Raw genomic sequence first — 17,026 nt, forward strand, 5'->3', positions numbered from 1 at the left:
CTCGAGGTGCCGCGCGGTGGTCACCATCGCGGCGGCGGCACCGCCGGACATCCGGCAGCGCTGCCGTGCCCAGGAGACGATCGAGGCCGCACCCTCGGCGAGGTGCCCGTGCCGGCGTGCGAACCGCGCCAGCCGGCGGCCACGCTCGGCCTGGATGCGGTCGAGGTCGCAGCTGAGGGCCACGATGCTCTCGCCGAGGGCGGCGTCGTCGAGGCCGTCGAGGTCCTCGGCGGCGAGGACGTCGATCGCCGCGGTCAGGCCGGCTGCCGTGTGCGAACCCATACATACTAGAATAGCGAACATGCGTTCCCATACACAACCATGCTGGCCGCCGGGGACATGGGCGTGGAGGCGGTCGGGGAAGGCGGTGACGACCTCGGCCGGTCGCCGTGGCGTGACCGGACCCAGCACCTCTCCGGTGTGTACGGCGAGGCCGGCGGTGGCACCGCTGCGCCTGCGACCTCTACCTCGGCGATCCCTCCGCCTGGGTCACGAATGAACGCCGGGCGCCACTAGCTCCTCTCGGACCCGACCACCGAGACGAAGCTCACGCACTCCCCCGGGCCGCCGCCGAGGTTGTGGGTGAGCGCCAGCTTCCGCCCCGCGGCGACGCTGGGGATGGTGCGCTCCTCGGGAGCCTCGCCGCGCAGCTGCAGCCAGCACTCGAAGAGCATCCGCAGCCCGCTGGCGCCGATGGGATGGCCGAAGGCCTTCAGCCCGCCGTCGGGGTTGACGGGCAGCTCGCCGCCGAGGTCGAAGGTGCCGCTGAGCACGTCCTCCCAGCCGGCGCCGCGCTCGCTGAAGCCGAGGTCCTCCATGAGCACCAGCTCGGTCGGGGTGAAGCAGTCGTGCACCTCGGCCATGGCCAGCTCGCTGCGCGGGTCGCGCACCCCGGCCTGGGCGTAGGCGTCCCTCGCCGCGGCCACCACCTCGGGGAAGGTGGTGAAGTCGTAGTCGGGGTCGAGCATCCCGGCGGCCGGGCCGGCGACGAAGGACAGGCCCTTCACGTACATGGGATGGTCGGTGTAGCGGTGGGCATCCTCGGCGCGCACCAGGATCGCCGCGGCGCCGCCGTCGCTCACCCCCGAGCAGTCGAAGACCCCGAGCTGGCCGGCGATCAGGGGCGCGTTCTGGATGGTCTCCTTCGGCACCTCCCTGCGGAACTGGGCACGGGGATTGCGGGCGCCGTTGGCGTGGTTCTTCCAGGCGATGCGGGTCATCACCTCCTTGAGCGCCTCGGTCGACACTCCGTACTTCTTCGCGTAGGCGGGGGCGAGCAGGCTGAACATCGCCGGCGCGCTGATCTCCCCGATCCCACCGGTGCCGTCGTTGGGCGGGGCGGGGATGGCGAGGCCGGAGAACCCCGAGTCCTTCAGCTTCTCGACCCCGACCGCCATCACCATGTCGTAGGCGCCGCTGGCGACCGCGTAGCAGGCGTTGCGGAACGCCTCCGAGCCGGTGGCGCACATGTTCTCCATCCGCGACACCGGACGGTAGTCGAGCTTGAGCGGGCGGCTCAGGGTGAGGCCGCTCAGCCCCGAGGCCATGGTGCCGAGCCAGAAGGCGTCGATGTCCTCCAGGGCGACGCCCGCCGAGGTCACCGCATCGCCCGTGGCGTCGATCAGCAGGTCGTCGGTGGAGCGCCCCCAGTGCTCGCCGAAGGTGGTGCAGCCCATGCCGATGACGGCGACCCGGTCGCGAATACCGTTCGAAGCCATTGCCGTCTCCCTCAGGTGCGCGCGGCGCCGTTGCTTCCGTTCCTGCCACTGGCGGCGACAACCCCCGAGCGCACGGGGCGGGCCTTCCAGAAGTAGTTGTGGATGCCCCCGGCGGTGACCACCCTGCGGAAGGTCATCTCCACCCGGTCGCCGATGGCCACCTCGCCGGGGGCCACGTCGGTGAGCTGGCAGCGGAAGCGGCCGCCACCGTCGAAGTCGATGACCGCCGCCACCAGCGGGGGGCTGGGGGTGTGGGCGAGCCGGTCGACGGTGAAGGTGGCCACGGTGGCGCGGACGTCGGCGAGCGGCTCGCCGCCCATCCGGTCGATCGCATGGCAGCGCACGCACACCCGCGCCGGTGGCAGGTGACGGGTGCCGCACGCATCGCAGCGCGAGGCGACGAAGCCGAACTTCCACCCGTCACCGCGGCGCGCCGGCGGCGCCGCCGGCGGCTCGGGGTCGGGGCGCCGCGGCGGCTCGCGCTCGAGCAGGTCGCGCCAGGTCAGGAAGGTGGCGTAGGCGAGGCCGTCGTTCCCCGCCGCGACCTGGGCGGCCACCGGGTCGGGGGCGCGGTGGGCGGCGAGCGCCGCGGTGGTCCGCAGCAGCAGCACCGAGGCGCCGTCGGCGAGCACCACCAGCGCCAGGGTCTGGCCCGGCGCGGCGCGGTCGAGGAGGTCGGCGAGGACGATGCCGGGGTGGGCGGTGCCGGTGTTGCCGATCGCGCCGGTGAGGTCGCCGGCGACCGCCTCGCGGCGCACCCCGCTGGCCCGGGCGACGGCGCGGACGGCGCGGCCGTGCACGCCGGCGACGCCGAGATGGTCGATGTCCGTGGGGGTGAGCCCCGCATCCTCGAGGGCGGCGGTGAGCGCGGAGGCCACCAGCGGCGCGTAGACGTGCTCGCCGAAGCGCTCCTCCCACACCCGCGAGGCTCGGTCGCCGGGGAGCCGCCAGCGGTCGAGGAACTCCGCGGTGGTCGACCGGTGGCCGACGATCTCCGCGAGCACGGGTGCGCCGGGAGCATCCCCGCCGAGCACGAAGGCCGCGGCGCCGTCGCCGCCCTCGCGCTCGTCGCCGCCGCCGGGCAGCCCGGTGCGCACGTCGGCGAGCACCGCCAGGGTGGGGACGCGGGCGTCGGCGGCGGCGAGCAGCGCGCCGACGCCGGAGCGCACCGCGCCGGCCATGTCGACCGCCAGCGCCGACTCGGGCAGGCGCAGGGCGGCGTGGATGGCGCCGGCGTTGGTCTTGTCGAGGTACGCCGGCGCGGCGGTGGCGAAGTACAGCTGCCGCGGGGTCGAGGAGGGGTCGTCGAGCATGTGCAGCGCGGCGCGGGCGGCCTCGGTGCCCATCGAGGTGGTGTCCTCGTCGTACGAGGCCACCGCCCGGGTCCCCGGCCCGCCGCCGGAGCCCAGCACCGCCGCGATGCGGCTGCGCTGCAGCCGGTTGTACGGGATGTACGCGCCGTACGCGATCAGCCCACCCATCGGTCCCTCCTGCGGGCTCCGGTCATCGGAGCACCTCGAGGGCGGCGCCGCCGCCCGCCCCCCGGGCCAGCACCCGGCCGATCTCGGTGAGGTGGTGGCGCCACAGCCGCTCGGCGCCGGCGGCGTCGCCGGCGTGGACCATCTCCACCAGCCGCTGGTGGGCCCGCTCGGCCCGGCGGCGCTTCTGCTCGGTCAGCGCGGTCTCGTGCTCGCGCACGTACTGGCCGGCGGCCTCGGCGTAGAGGCTCTCCAGCATCGAGCTGAGCAGGCTGACGGTGCGGTTGCCGGCGAGCTCGACCACCAGCCGCTGGAAGCCGGCGTGGATCGCGACCGCGGCGTCGAGGTCGTCGGGGTCGCCGCTGTCGTCGAGGTAGGCGCGGAGCCGGCGGGCGAGGGCGACGTGGTCGGGCCGGGCGGCGAGCCGGGCGGCGGCGGGGGCCTCGAGCACGGTGCGCGCCTCGTGGACGTCGGCGAGCGAGACCGCCTCGTACTGGAGGATGAGCGAGACGTAGCGGGCGGCGACGGCGCTGTCGGGGGCATTGACCCGGGCGCCCCCGTGGACCCCGCGGCGGACGCTGATCAGGGCCTCCGACTCGAGGATGCGGAAGGCCTCGCGAAGGGTCGGCCGGGAGATCCCGAACTGGCTCATCAACGCGGTCTCGTTGGAGAGCGAGTCGCCCTCGCGGAGCTCGCCGCGGACGATCCGCCGGCGGATGTGCGCAGCCACCAGCTCGGCGGTCTTGGGCACCCGCAGCGTCGCCCGCTCGGGGGTGCGACGCTCCAGCGCGGCCACCATCGCCGGCGCCGCGGCGGCGGGACGGCGTTGCTTCGACACCTGCTGCAGGCTCCTTCGCAGATCGCTCCGCCAGCCCGGTCGGGCGCCGGGCTCAGGGGCGACGAAGTGAGCGAAGTATACTGTTTCCGTTGAGATCGTCCGGCCCGTGACACTGCGCTCGGCGAGGCCGGCCTCTCCTCCCCCGACGCTCACCCCGCGCCTCGACGCCGGCGGCCGTGACCGCTCGGCCGTCCTCCAGCGCCGGGTGAACTAGGAGGCGGAGGTCTCCGAGGTGGCCACCGCCGCGGCCACCGGGGGGCGGCGGCGGCGAGGCGGGGCCGCCTCGACCGGGGTGGGGGGCACGCCGGCGTCCGCGGCGACGGCGATCGGCTCGACCGCCTCCGGCGGCGGCGCGGGACCGCCCTCCATCATCATCATCCCGCCTCCGGCGACCGGCGTGCCGGGGAGCATCAGCGCCATCAGCGCGCAGAGGGCTGTGCCGGCGGCGGTGACGAGGAACAGGTCGCCCAGCCCGCCACCGAAGGCGGCGGTCTGCACCGCCCCCTGCCAGCCCATCATCCCGGCGCCGCTCAGGTGGGGATCGGCGGCGCCCCCGGCGAGGCTGAGCGAGGCGCGGCTGGAGTACTGCTGGGCCATCTGGGTGGTGAGCAGCGAGGTCATCACCGCCAGCCCGAAGGCCGAGGACACCCGCTGCGCGATGTTGCTGACCGCGCTCGCCCGGTTCACCTCGGAGCTCGGCATCCCCGCCATGGAACTGGCCATGATCGGCATGAACGCGATGCCCATGCCGATGTTGCGCACGCACATCCAGAGCACCAGCGTCCCCCGCGGTGTGTCGGGGGTGACGTTGCGCATCAGGTAGGTGCCGTACGCGACCACCAGGCAGCCGACCGCCGCCGGCCAGCGCGCACCCACCTTGTCGTAGACCTTCCCCGCGAAGGGCATGGTCAGCCCGGTGAGCAGCGCCGGCAGCAGCAGCAGCAGCCCCGCCTGGAGGGCCCCCAGACCCTCGCCCTCCTGGAGGAAGAGGGGGATGTAGAAGTAGAGCCCGAAGAGACCCGCCATGAGAAACGAGATGAGGAGGAGCGAGTTGGTGAAGTTGGGATAGCGGAACACGCGCACGTCGAGCAGCGGCTCGGCGACGGAGAGCTCGATGACCGTGAACACGGCGAGGCTGAGGACGCCGATCACCGCCAGCCCGAGGACGCGGTAGGAGCTCCACCCCCAGTCGGCGCCCTTGGAGAGGGCGAGGAGAAGGGCGAAGAGGCCGGTGGAGATGGCGAGGAAGCCACCGACGTCGAAGCGCTGGCCCACGGTCCTGGGGAAGCGCGGCAGCACCATCAGCGCCGCCATCAGGCCGAGCGCGCCGATGGGGACGTTGATGTAGAAGATCAGCCGCCAGTTGACGTACTCGACGAGGTAGCCGCCCACGGTCGGGCCGACGGTGGGCGCGAAGAGCACGCCGAGCCCGAAGAGGCCCATGGCGACGCCGAGCTTCTGCGGGGGCACGATCTTGTACAGCATCGCCATCGACACCGCCGGCATCAGCCCGCCGCCGATCGCCTGGACGACGCGGAAGAAGAGCAGGCTGTTCAGGCTCCAGGCGACACCGCAGAGAGCCGACCCGGCGGCGAAGGAGACCAGGGCGATGTTGTAGATGCGGTCGAGCCCGTAGCGGTCGCCGAGCCAGCCGCTCGCCGGCACCACGATGCCGAGCATCAGCGTGTAGATGGTGGCCACCCACTGCACCTGGTCGGTGGTGGCGCCGAAGTCGCGCTGCATCGTCGGCACCGCGACGTTGACGATGTCGGTGTCGAGGATGGACATGAACATGCCCACCACCAGGACGGTGAGGGGAAGCGCCCAGCCGCCCTGCCCGGCACCGGCCTCGGCGCGCGCGCGGCCGCCGCGGCTCATCTCGGACGACCCCCCTTTCCGGTCACGCAGCCCCTCCACCCAGCGGCGCTCCGCCTGCCGGTCGAGGCATCAGCATAGCCGAGATCGGTAGCGCGCTCCCGGCCTCCGGGGGAGGGCGGCGGGTGCGCATGTGGCAGCATGGCCCGGCCGATGAGCGCCGCACCACCGTCCACCGCCACCCCGTCGGCGCGCCCCGGGATCGCCTACGACAGCCCCCAGGGGCGGTGGGTGCTGGCGGTTGCGATCCTCGCCTCGGCGGTGGCCATGCTCGACGCCACCGTGGTGAACGTCGCCCTGCCGGCGATCGGCCGGGACCTTCACGCCGGGTTCTCCGGGTTGCAGTGGACGGTCAACGGCTACACCCTGGCGCTGGGCTCGCTGCTGCTCCTCGGCGGCTCGCTCGGCGACCGCTACGGCCGTCGCCGGATGCTGGTGGCCGGCCTGGCGCTGTTCACCGCCGCCTCGCTGCTGTGCGCGCTGGCCCCGTCGATCGGGCTGCTGGTCGCGGCCCGGGTGCTCCAGGGTGCCGGCGGCGCGCTGCTCACCCCCGAGAGCCTGGCGATCATCACCGCCAGCCTCCGGCCCGAGGACCGCGGCCGCGCCATCGGCGCCTGGTCCGGCACCCAGGGCCTGGCGTCCGCGCTGGGCCCGCTGGTGGGCGGCTGGCTGGTCGCCGCGGTCTCCTGGCGGCTGATCTTCGTGCTCAACGTGCCGGTGGCTGCGTTCACGGCCTGGGCGGCGCTGCGCCACGTCCCCGAGAGCGCCGACGCGGAGGCGTCGGGGCGACCCGACGTGGCCGGCGCGGTGCTCGCCGTCGCCGGCCTTGGCGGCCTCGTCTACGCCCTCATCCAGGCGCCCGGATCGGGCGGCGGGGTGGGGGTGGTCGTCGCCGGTGCGGTCGGGGTGGTGGCCCTGGCCGGGTTCCTCGCCACCGAGCGGCGGGCGCGCCAGCCGATGCTGCCGCTCTCGCTCTTCCGCGACCCCCAGTTCAGCGGCGCCAACCTCGCCACCTTCGCGGTCTACGGGGGCCTCGGCGCCGCGATCTTCCTGATCGTGCTCCAGCTCCAGGAGACGGCGCGCTGGTCGCCGGTGACCGCGGGCGCCGCGCTGCTGCCGCTCACCGCGCTGATGCTGCTGCTCTCCTCGCGCACCGGCGCCCTCGCCCAGCGGATCGGCCCGCGACTGCCGATGACGGCGGGGCCGCTGGTGGCCGGCCTCGGCCTCGTGCTCCTCGCCGGCATCGGCCGGGACGCCCGGTACCTGCCGGACGTGCTCCCCGGGATGGTGGTGCTGGGCCTCGGCCTCTCCCTCACCGTGGCGCCGCTCACCGCCGCGGTGCTCGGCGCCGTGGAGGAGCGCCACGCCGGGGTGGCCTCGGCGGTGAACAACGCGGTCGCCCGGATCGCCGGCCTGCTCGCCGTGGCCGTGCTGCCGCTGGTCTCGGGCCTCGCCACCACCACGCTGGGCAGCGCGGAGTACACCGCCGCCTACCGCCGGGCGATGCTGATCGCCGCCGTGGTCTGCGCCGCCGGCGGGGTGGTGGCGCTGCTCACGGTGCGCCGCGGCGCCGACGTGTCGGCGGCGCCGCCGGCGCCCAGCCTGCACCACGCCTGCCACCACCCGGTGGGCTGCCTGAGGCCGGCCGCGGTGGTCGGGGGCGCCGAGGCCCCGTCCCGATGACCGACGAGGCCCGCTTCACCCTCGGCGTCGAGGAGGAGTACCAGGTGGTCGACGCCGCCTCCGGCGACCTCTCCGAGCAGGCCGGCGCGGTGCTCGAGGAGGCGCGGCGGCAGCTCGGCGACGCCGCCCAGCCGGAGCTGTGGCGCTCCCAGGTCGAGGCCGGCACCCCGGTGTGCGAGACCCTCGTCGAGGTGCGCCGCGAGCTGGTGCGGATGCGCCGCGCGATGCTCGACGCCGCCGCTCCGCTGGGCCTCCGCGTGGTCGCCTCGGGCACCCATCCCCGGTCGTCGTGGCGAGGGCAGGAGGTGACCCCCAAGCAGCGCTACCGCGCCCTCGAGTCCGAGGGGCGCCAGGTGGCGAAGGAGACCCTGATCTTCGGCACCCACGTGCACGTCGCCTGCGGCGACGAGGAGACCACGATCGGGGTGATGAACCGCAGCCGTCCCTGGCTGCCGGCGCTGCTGGCGCTCTCGGCGAGCTCGCCGTTCTGGGAGGGCGACGACACCGGGTTCGCCAGCTACCGCACCATCCTGTTCCGGCGCTGGCCCACCGCGGGGGCGCCGCTGGCCTTCCGCGACCGGGCCGAGTACGACGCCCTGGTCGGCGCCCTGACCGCCGCCGGCACCATCCCGGACGCCACCCGGCTGTACTGGGACATGCGCCCCTCCGCCCGCTATCCCACTTTGGAGTTCCGGGTCGCCGACGCCTGCCCCACCGTCGACGAGACGGTGATGATCGCCGGCCTGACCCGCGGGGTGGCGATGCGCGCCGAGCGTGACCACGCCGCCGGCGCGGCGCCGGTCGACCTTCGCCACGAGCTGCTCGAGGCGGCGATCTGGCAGGCGGCGCGCGACGGGCTGGACGGCGAGCTCGTCGACCTCGAACGTGCCGGCAGGCTGCCCGCGGCCCTGCTCGTCGAGCGCCTGCTCGAGCACGTCCGCCCCGGGCTCGAGGAGCGCGGCGAGTGGGAGGAGGTCGAGGGCCTGGTGCGGCAGACCCTCGGCCGCGGCAACGGCGCCACCCGCCAGCGCGCCGCCTTCCAGCGGCGGGGGCGGGTGGACGACGTGGTCGAGCTGGTGGGCGGCGAGGTGTCCCAGGGGCTGGGCTGACCCGGGCAGGAGACCATGCACACCGGTGGACAACCATTAGGTCACGTTGCCTATCATTGAATCCCACAGTCTGAATATCATCAGGAGGCGGTCCCCATGTGCGTCAGCTGCGGATGCGGAGAGCCGGGCACCCGGCACATCGAGGGCGACATCGTGCTCGAGGACCTGGTCCAGGCGGCCCGGAACCACGAGATCCCGGTCGACCAGGTCATCGCCAACATCGAGGCGATGCGGGGACAGGTCCCCGGCGGCGGCTCCGGTGCCGCCCAGGGCGCCGAGAGGCAGCAGCAGGGCGCCCGCACCTGACCCGGGCGCGACGCCCGCCGTCAGGCCCCCTCGACCCAGAGCTCGAGGGGGCCGCGGAACGAGATGTTGGCGGCGAAGCGCACCTCCCGGCCGGGCACCAGGCGCAGCCCCGGCCGCCGGCGGACCAGCTCCTCGAGGGCGATCCGCGCCTCCAGGCGGCCGAGGGCGGCGCCGAGGCAGAAGTGGGCGCCCCTGCCGAACGAGAGGGCACGGTGGCCGTCGGCGCGGTGGAGGTCGAAGCTGTCCGGCGTCGCGAAGACCGCGGGGTCGCGGTTGCTGGCGGCGATCCAGAGCAGCAGCGGGGTGCCCTCGGCGAGCTCGACGCCGGCGACGGTGGTGGCGGTCGTGGTCACCCGGCGCCACGCCGGCACCGAGGTGTCGTAGCGCAGGGTCTCGTCGACCGCGGGTTCGACCAGCGCGGCGTCGGCGGCCACCGCGACCCATCGCTCGGGCCGCTCCAGCAGCCGGCGCACCGCGTTGCCGATCAGCCCGGTGGTGGTCTCGTGCCCGGCGAAGGTCAGCGAGAAGAGGATCGAGGTGATCTCGGCGAGGGTGAGCTGGTCGGGGTCCTCGGCGTGGATGGCGAGGAGGTCGCCGGTGAGGTCGTCGGCGCGCTCCCCCGCCCGGGCCTCGACGAGGGCGCCGAGGTACCCGCGGTAGGCGGCCATGTTGGTGGCGATGTCGATCTGCACCTCGGGTCGGGGGCGGCCCCAGGTGAGCTCGGCGCGGGCCCCGCACCAGCGCTTCAGCTGCGGCCAGTCGTCCCGGGGCAGACCGAGGAGGGCGAAGATCACGCTCGCGGGCAGGGGATGGGCCAGCGCCGCCACCAGCTCGACCCGGTCCTCGGCGCCCACGGCGTCGAGCAGCTCCGCCGCCGTTTGTCGGATGGTGCCGGTCATGCCGGCGACCCGCCGCGGGGTGAAGGCGCGCGCCGCCGGCCGCCGCAGCCGCCCGTGGGCGGGCGGGTCGAGGCTGACCATCGAGGGCTGGGGACGGTGCCCTCCGGCCTGGAGGATCTCCCTCGCCGCGGGGACGATCGGCACCAGCGGCAGCTGGACGTTGGCGGCCGAGAAGAGCTCGGGGTGGCGCAGCACCCAGTCGATCTCGGCGTGCCCGGTGACCACCACGTGGCCGAGCTCCGGTGCGTAGAACAGCGGCCGGCACTCCGGGGGAAGCGCCGCGAGCGTCGCCATCGGCTCGGCGAGGAACTCCGGCGCCAGCGGGTCGAAACCGGCCTCCACCGGGCAGCCGGCCGGCCCCTCGCCGATCACCCGGCGTCGCCCAGCGCCTCGCGGGCCACCGCAAAGGCGCGGTTGGCGCGCGGCGCCCCCGCGTAGACGGCCACCTGCAGGAGCACCTCGGCGAGCTCGGCGGAGCTCACCCCATTGCCCCGCGCCGCCCCCAGGTGGAGGGCGAGCTCGTCCTCACAGCCGAGGGCGGCGAGCATCGCCACGGTGATGCAGCTGCGGGTGCGGCGGTCGAGCCCCGGCCGGGACCAGACCTCGCCCCAGGCGCAGCCGGTGATCCAGTCCTGGAAGTCGGCGCCCAGCTCGCCCGCCGCGGCGGTCGCGCGGTCGACGTGGGCGTCGCCCAGCACCTCGCGGCGCACCCGCATCCCCGCCTCCCGGCTGTCCTCCATGTCCTCACCCCTCCGTTGGCGCGCTGCGCACCGTGCGAATCCCGTCGGCTGCCGCCACCGAGAGCTCCTCCGTCACGCCATCCACTCCTCAGGTCCTCAGGCCGGCCGCCCGGGCCGGTGGGCCTGCAGCGCCCGGTCGACCAGCACCCCCGCCGACCCGAGGTGGCCGCGCGGGTCGAGGGCGGCGTCGACCTGCTCCACCGACAGATGCTCGCGCACCACGGGATCGTTGACCAGCACCTCCCGGAGCGGCGCCCCGCGCTCCCGTGCGTCGCGCACCCGGTCGCGCACCAGCCGGTGGGCGGCGTCGCGGCCGAGCGCCCCGGCGAGCCGCCCGGCGACGCTCCCGGCCATCAGCACCCCGCCGCTGCGGTCGAGGTTCTCGCGCATCCGCACGGGGTCGACACGGAGCGCCTCGAGCATGGCGCGGGCGTGGGCGGCGGCTCCCCCGGTGAGGCGGATCAGCTCGCGCAGGGTGTCCCACTCCGCGTGCCAGGCCCCGGCGGCGCGCTCGTGCTCCTGGGGCATGGCGGCGAGCAGGGTGGCGACCAGGCCCGGGGTGCGGCGGGCGGCGGCGCCGGCCAGCACCGCGTGGACGGGGTTGCGCTTCTGCGGCATGGCGGACGAGCCACCCTCGGCCTCGCTCACCTCCCCCACCTCGCTCTGGGCGAGCAGAACCACGTCGAGGGAGACCTTGCCGAGGACCCCGGCCGCCGTGCCCAGCGCCGCCGCCAGCTCGGCCACCCGTACCCGGTCGGTGTGCCAGGGCAGCAGCGGCTCGGCGAGCCCGAGCTCGGCGGCGAGCCGCCGCACCACCTCGAGCCCGGCGCCGTCGAGCGCGGCCAGGGTGCCGGCGGCACCGCCGAGCTGCACCGCGAGCCGCTGCTCGCGCACCCGGGCGAGCCCGCTCCGGGCCTCGTCCACGGCCACCAGCCAGCCCGCGCAGCGCAGCCCGAAGGTGGTGGGGGCGGCCTGCTGCAGGAGGGTGCGCGCCGCCATCGGCGTGTCGCGGTGCGCGGCGGCGAGCCGGGCGCAGGCGCCGGCGACGGCGGCGAGGTCGTCGAGCAGGGGGCCGAGGGCGCGCCGGGCGAGCAGCGAGAGCGCGGTGTCGATCACGTCCTGGCTGGTCGCCCCCCGGTGCAGGTGGGGCCGCGCCGCCGGGGAGAGCCGCGCCTCCAGCTCGGCGATCAGCGGCACCACCGTGTTTCCCGCGGCCAGCGCCCGGCGGCCGAGCTCGTCGACGTCGACGCGCACCTCGCGGCAGGCGGCGGCGATCTCCGCGGCGGCGGCGGCGGGCACCACCCCGGCGCCGGCACCGGCCGCGGCCAGGGCCGCCTCGACCTCGAGCATGGCGCACACCCAGGCGCCGTCGCCGACGTGGGCGTCGACCGCGGGCGACCCGAACAGCGGCCCGGTCAGCCCCCCGGCCGCCCCGCCGCTCCCCTCAGAGCTCGAAGAAGACGGTCTCATCGCTCCCCTGGAGGCGGATGTCGAAGCGCAGCCCTCCCGCCTCGGCGACCGCCACCAGGGTGGCCCGGGCGGCGGTGTCGGCGATGCCGCGGAGCACCGGGTCGGCGGCGTTGGCCTCGGCCTCGTCGGGGAAGTAGATGCGGGTGACCAGCCGCGCCAGCAGACCGCGGGCGAACACCGAGACGTCGAGGTGCGGCGCCTCCACCCCGCCGCCCGGTGCGGGGAGCGGGCCCGGCTTCACGGTGAGGATGCCGAACTCGCCGCCGGCGCCGGTGGCGCACTGCCCGAAGCCGCCGCCGGGGCCGACCTGCCAGGTCTCGACCAGGGCGTCGGCGACCGGCTCGCCGGCGCCGTCGAGCACCCGGCCGCGGATCCACACCGCCCCCGGCGTCCCCGGCGCCACCACCTCGGCGCCGCCCGCCCAGGGCAGGGCGATGGCGAAGAAGGGCCCGACGGTCTGCGAGGGCGTCTCGGGCGGGCTCACGCCGTCTCCCGGCCGCGGAGGACGATGTCCCAGGCGTAGCCGAGCGCCCACTCGGGCTCGGTCAGCGACTCCGACCAGGTGGCCACCAGCCGGCTCCGCGCCGCCGGGTCGGGGATCGAGGCGACGATCGGGTCGTGGCCGAGCAGCGGGTCGCCGGGGAAGTACATCTGGGTCACCAGCCGCTGGGCGAAGGCGTCGCCGAGCACCGAGAAGTGGATGTGCGCCGGCCGCCAGGCGTTGGCGTGGTTTCCCCACGGGTAGGCGCCGGGCTTGACGGTGACGAAGCGGTACTCGCCGCCGGGCCCGGTGACGCAGCGCCCCGCCCCCCGGAAGTTGGGGTCGAGCGGGGCGCGGTGGCGGTCGACCTCGTGGGCGTAGCGGCCGGCAGCGTTGGCCTGCCAGATCTCCACCAGGGTGCCGGCGACCGGCCGGCCGGACTCGTCGAGCACCCGCCCGGCGACGACGATCCGCTCGCCGACCGGCTCGCCGGCGTGGCCGCGGGTGAGGTCGGCGTCGGCCGCGACCACACGGCCGGGAGCGGGCCTCGGGCCGGTGACCTCGGTGACGCCGAACGGCAGCGGCACCGGGGGACGGGCGGGCGCGCGCAGCCGCGTCGACGCGTAGGCTGGGAAGCCGGCCGGGGGATGGACGCCGCGACTGCGGCGGTAGCCTTCGGGCACGGTGCTCGACGCTACCATGCCCGCGCGTCATGACACGGCAGGTCGCGCTGCTCAGCGGCATCAACGTGGGCGGCCACACATGGTGGTGACGGTGACGGCGCGCAACTGGAGGACGGTCACCCGCCTGCTCGCGATGGCGAGCGAGTAGCGCGGGATGCGCACCCAGGTGGCGATCGTCGGGGCGGGGCCGGCCGGGCTGACCCTGGCCCACCTGCTCCACCTCGAGGGGATCGAGAGCGTCGTCCTCGAGGCGCGCAGCCGCGAGCACGTCGAGCGGCGGGTGCGCGCCGGGGTGCTCGAGCAGGGCACCGTCGACCTGCTCGTCGGCACCGGGGTGGGCGAGCGGCTGCTCCGCGAGCGCCTGGTCCACCGCGGCATCGAGCTCCGCTTCGAGGGGGTGCGCCACCGCATCGACCTCCACGCCCTCACCGGGGGACGCACGATCAGCGTCTACGGCCAGCAGGAGGTGGTGAAGGACCTGATCGCCGCCCGCCTCGCCGGCGGCGGCCCGCTCCTCTTCGAGGTCGAGGACGTCCGCCTCACGGGCCTGGACGGCGAGCGGCCGGCGGTCACCTACCGTCACGGCGGCTCCAGCCACGAGCTGCGCTGCGACGCCGTCGCCGGGTGCGACGGCTTCCACGGGGTGTGCCGCGCCGCCATCCCCCCGGGGGTGCTCACCGAGTACTCCCGCGACCACGGCCTGGGATGGCTCGGGGTGCTCGCCGCCGTCGCCCCCTCCACCGAGGAGGTGATCTACAGCCGCCACGAGCGCGGCTTCGCCCTCCACAGCATGCGCTCGCCGCGGGTCAGCCGCCTCTACCTCCAGGTCGACGGCGAGGACACCCTGGAGGACTGGCCCGACGACCGCATCTGGGCCGAGCTCCAGCAGCGGTTGGCGTCGCCGGGCTGGACCCTGCGGGAGGGGCCGCTGCTGGAGCGGGGGATCGCGCCGCTGCGCAGCTTCGTGGTCGAGCCGATGCAGCACGGCCGGCTCTTCCTCGCCGGCGACGCCGCCCACATCGTCCCGCCCACCGGTGCCAAGGGCATGAACCTGGCGATCGCCGACGTCCGGGTGCTCGCCCGGGGGCTCACCCGGCTGTGCAGGGACGGGAGCACGGCGCTGCTCGACGCCTACTCGGAGACCTGCCTGCGCCGGGTGTGGCGCGCCCAGCACTTCTCCTGGTGGATGACCGCGATGCTCCACCGCATCCCCGGCGACGACGCCTACCAGGCGCGACTCCAGCTCTCCCAGCTGCGCTACACGGTGAGCTCACGGCCCGCCGCTGTCAGCCTCGCCGAGAACTACGTCGGGTACGACCCGGGGTAGCCGCCGCCGCCGCCGCCGCCTCCGGCTTGCGCCCCGGTCCGCGATGCCCCACGATGCAGGGACGCTGGCGCCGCCGTGATCGGAGGGCCGCGCAGGGAGGGAGTCGGTGCCATCGCCATTCCGCCGCGGCCGTTCGCGCCTCATCGCGGCCGGGCTGCTGCTCGCCGCGCTCGCGCTGGGCGTGGACGGCGGCGCCTCGGCGGAGACGGTGGCATGGGCGCCGGCCGGGTCGGCGTCGGTCCACCCCGGGGTCCAGCTGATCAACGTCGGTGCCCAGTGCACCGCCGGGTTCGTCCTCACCGAGGCCGGCCGCGTCTACCTCGCCGAGGCCGCGCACTGCCTCAGCGTCGGCACTCCGCGGGGCGCCGAGGGCGACGGCTGCACCACCGACTCGCTGCCGCTGGGCACGCCGGTCGACATCGCCGGCGCCCGGCACCGCGGCACCCTCGCCTACAGCGCGTGGATCGCGATGCGCCTGCTCCACGAGGCCAACCCCGACCTCTGCACCTTCAACGACCTGGCCCTGGTCGCCGTCGACCCCCGCGACGTTGCGCTGGTGAACCCCTCGGTGCCGGTGTGGGGCGGCCCGACAGGCCTCGCCCCGGGGATCCGGGTGGCCGACGCCGTCTTCGGCTACGGCGGCTCGGAGCTGGGGCTGGGACTGGCCCTGCTCGGGCCCCGGCAGGGCCGGAGCGTCGGCGACGTCGCCCACGGCTGGAGCCACGACGTGGTCACCGCCCCGCCGGGCAGCCTCGGTGACTCGGGCAGCCCCTTCCTCGACCCCCACGGCGCCGCGATCGGTGCCCTCGCCAGCATCGAGATCAGCCCGGTGCCGGGCAGCAACGGCATCGGTGACCTCGCCCGCGAGCTCGACTACGTCCGCCTGCACTCCGGGCTGCGCCGCATCCAGCTCGCGCTGGGGACCGAGCCCTTCACCGGGCACGGGTAGGCGAGGAGTCCTCGCCGGCGCCCGCGGCCACGTCGAGGAGGTGCTCGAGCCGGGTCAGCTTCACCCGCGGGCGTCCCTGGGCCGCGCCGAGGGCGCGCTCGTGACGGTCGATCGCCTCCCATCCGGCGTAGGTCAGAAGCTGCGGCTTGCGGGCGCGGAGCCGCGCCTCGAACTCCTCGGCGTCGTCGCTGCGGGGCACCGGGAGCAGGCCGGCGTCGGCGTCCTCGAGCAGCGAGTCGACGGTCTCCTGGGCGCACTTCTTGTTGGTGCCGATGACCCCGCTGGGCCCGCGCTTGATCCACCCGGTCACGTAGACGCCGGGGACCGCCTCGCCCTCCGCGAGCACCCGTCCGCAGTGGTTGGGGATGACCCCGCGGCCGGTGTCGAAGGGCACCCCGGGCAGGGGCACGCCGGTGTAGCCGATGGCGCGCATCACCAGCCCGGCCTCGACGGTCTCGGTCCGGTCGGTGGCGCGGGCGCGCAGGGTGCCCTCGGCGGTGCGCACCAGCTGGTTGCGCACCACGGTCACCGACTCGACCCGGTCGACGCCGTGGATCTCGACCGGCGAGGTGAGGAAGCGGAGCACGATCCTCCGGCGCCGTCCCTGGGGGGTGCGCCCGGCGTACTCGCGGAGCACGTCGAGGTTGCGGACCGCGGTGCTGCTCGGCGCCTGCTCGCGGCACTCCGGATCGATCTCGAGCTCGGCGGGGTCGACGATCACGTCCGCGTCCGAGAGCTCGCCGAGCTCGCGCAGCTCCGGGGTGGTGAAGGCCGCCTGCTCGGGTCCGCGGCGGCCGAGCACCACGATCTCGGTGATTCGGTGGCCGGTGAGCACGTCGAGGGCGTGGTCGCCGACGTCGGTGACGGCGAGCTCGTCGTGGGTGAGGCAGAGCATCCGGGCCACGTCCATGGCGACGTTGCCGTTGCCCACCACCACGGCCCGCTCGCAGGAGAGGTCGAACTCGAGGTCGCGGTAGTCGGGATGGCCGTTGTACCAGCCGACGAAGTCGGTCGCCGCCCAGCTGCCGGGCAGGTCCTCGCCGGGGATGCCGCTGCGCCGGTCTGTCTGCGCCCCGACCGCGTAGACCACCGCGTGGTAGTGCTCGGCGAGGTCCTGGTGGGTGAGGTCGCTGCCGAGCTCGACGTTTGCGAACATGCGGAACCCGGGCTGGGTCGCGGTGCGCTCGTAGATGCGGCTCACCGACTTCAGCTTGGGGTGGTCGGGGGCCACGCCGCTGCGCACCAGCCCCCAGGGGGTGGCCAGCCGCTCGAACACGTCGACGCGGATGCTGTGCGCCCTGTCGGTCAGCAGGTGCTCGGCGGCGTAGAACCCGGCCGGCCCGGAGCCGACCACGGCGACCCGCAGGGGTGTCTGTGGGATGCCGTTGGAGGTGGCCATACGCCCATTGTCGCCACAGGCGAGGCCCGGCTGCGGCGGCTCCGGCGACCCTGGTGCGTTCGTCCCGGGGG

Annotated in this window: 16 protein-coding genes; 5 read left to right on the top strand and 11 right to left on the bottom strand. The window is 75.2% G+C overall.

The annotated features are described in order from the left end of the window. The 5 genes from VGL20_16720 to VGL20_16740 form a co-directional block, all read right to left on the bottom strand. Nucleotides 1-282 (bottom strand): hypothetical protein (locus tag VGL20_16720; GenBank protein HEY2705327.1); only part of this gene is annotated, 282 nt, incomplete at its 3' end. Between the two features lie 230 nt (nt 283-512). Beyond that, nucleotides 513-1,718 carry an acetyl-CoA acetyltransferase gene (locus VGL20_16725; protein HEY2705328.1) on the bottom strand — a complete coding sequence of 402 codons (1,206 nt, stop codon included), beginning with the start codon at nt 1,716-1,718 and terminating at the stop codon, nt 513-515. Between the two features lie 11 nt (nt 1,719-1,729). Further along, nucleotides 1,730-3,199, bottom strand: coding sequence for an OB-fold domain-containing protein (locus VGL20_16730; protein HEY2705329.1), 1,470 nt, complete (start codon nt 3,197-3,199; stop codon nt 1,730-1,732). Nucleotides 3,200-3,221: 22 nt separating this feature from the next. Further along, on the bottom strand, nt 3,222-4,034 hold the full coding sequence (locus VGL20_16735; GenBank protein HEY2705330.1) for a GntR family transcriptional regulator: 813 nt from the start codon (nt 4,032-4,034) through the stop codon (nt 3,222-3,224). 210 nt (nt 4,035-4,244) lie between these two features. Continuing rightward, nucleotides 4,245-5,912 carry a DHA2 family efflux MFS transporter permease subunit gene (locus VGL20_16740; GenBank protein ID HEY2705331.1) on the bottom strand — a complete coding sequence of 556 codons (1,668 nt, stop codon included), beginning with the start codon at nt 5,910-5,912 and terminating at the stop codon, nt 4,245-4,247. Between the two features lie 150 nt (nt 5,913-6,062). Here VGL20_16740 and VGL20_16745 point away from each other — a divergent pair, with 150 nt between their 5' ends. From VGL20_16745 to VGL20_16755, 3 genes are all read left to right on the top strand, one after another. Beyond that, a complete protein-coding gene (locus VGL20_16745; GenBank protein ID HEY2705332.1) occupies nt 6,063-7,592 on the top strand; it encodes an MFS transporter in 1,530 nt (509 codons plus the stop codon). Beyond that, nucleotides 7,589-8,701: a carboxylate-amine ligase gene (locus tag VGL20_16750; protein HEY2705333.1), complete on the top strand. Its 1,113-nt coding sequence runs from the start codon at nt 7,589-7,591 to the stop codon at nt 8,699-8,701. The genes VGL20_16745 and VGL20_16750 overlap by 4 nt, the downstream gene beginning before the upstream one ends. Before the next feature lie 96 nt (nt 8,702-8,797). Further along, a complete protein-coding gene (locus VGL20_16755; GenBank protein ID HEY2705334.1) occupies nt 8,798-9,007 on the top strand; it encodes a hypothetical protein in 210 nt (69 codons plus the stop codon). Nucleotides 9,008-9,027: 20 nt separating this feature from the next. Here VGL20_16755 and VGL20_16760 read toward each other — a convergent pair whose 3' ends face one another. From VGL20_16760 to pcaH, 5 genes are all read right to left on the bottom strand, one after another. After that, nucleotides 9,028-10,278, bottom strand: a complete 1,251-nt coding sequence (locus tag VGL20_16760; protein ID HEY2705335.1) for a cytochrome P450 — start codon at nt 10,276-10,278, stop codon at nt 9,028-9,030. Continuing rightward, complete coding sequence (pcaC, locus tag VGL20_16765; GenBank protein ID HEY2705336.1) at nt 10,275-10,646, bottom strand: 4-carboxymuconolactone decarboxylase; 372 nt, start codon at nt 10,644-10,646, stop codon at nt 10,275-10,277. Before pcaC ends, VGL20_16760 begins: the two co-directional genes overlap by 4 nt. 96 nt (nt 10,647-10,742) lie before the next feature. Continuing rightward, nucleotides 10,743-12,116, bottom strand: a complete 1,374-nt coding sequence (gene pcaB / locus VGL20_16770; protein HEY2705337.1) for a 3-carboxy-cis,cis-muconate cycloisomerase — start codon at nt 12,114-12,116, stop codon at nt 10,743-10,745. Next, nucleotides 12,091-12,600 (bottom strand): protocatechuate 3,4-dioxygenase subunit alpha, encoded by a 510-nt coding sequence (locus VGL20_16775; GenBank protein HEY2705338.1) that lies wholly within the window; start codon nt 12,598-12,600, stop codon nt 12,091-12,093. Before VGL20_16775 ends, pcaB begins: the two co-directional genes overlap by 26 nt. Then, nucleotides 12,597-13,298 carry a protocatechuate 3,4-dioxygenase subunit beta gene (gene pcaH, locus VGL20_16780; GenBank protein ID HEY2705339.1) on the bottom strand — a complete coding sequence of 234 codons (702 nt, stop codon included), beginning with the start codon at nt 13,296-13,298 and terminating at the stop codon, nt 12,597-12,599. Before pcaH ends, VGL20_16775 begins: the two co-directional genes overlap by 4 nt. Before the next feature lie 136 nt (nt 13,299-13,434). Between pcaH and VGL20_16785 the strand changes: the two genes are divergently transcribed. Both VGL20_16785 and VGL20_16790 read left to right on the top strand, forming a co-directional pair. Further along, nucleotides 13,435-14,607: a 4-hydroxybenzoate 3-monooxygenase gene (locus VGL20_16785; GenBank protein HEY2705340.1), complete on the top strand. Its 1,173-nt coding sequence runs from the start codon at nt 13,435-13,437 to the stop codon at nt 14,605-14,607. Between the two features lie 106 nt (nt 14,608-14,713). Next, nucleotides 14,714-15,556, top strand: a complete 843-nt coding sequence (locus VGL20_16790; protein HEY2705341.1) for a serine protease — start codon at nt 14,714-14,716, stop codon at nt 15,554-15,556. Here the strand turns inward: VGL20_16790 and VGL20_16795 are convergent. Next, a complete protein-coding gene (locus tag VGL20_16795; protein HEY2705342.1) occupies nt 15,540-16,955 on the bottom strand; it encodes an FAD-dependent oxidoreductase in 1,416 nt (471 codons plus the stop codon). The two genes, VGL20_16790 and VGL20_16795, sit on opposite strands and share 17 nt — an antisense overlap. Nucleotides 16,956-17,026: the final 71 nt, after the last annotated feature.

The organism is Candidatus Dormiibacterota bacterium (assembly GCA_036495095.1).
Classification (GTDB): domain Bacteria; phylum Chloroflexota; class Dormibacteria; order Aeolococcales; family Aeolococcaceae; genus CF-96.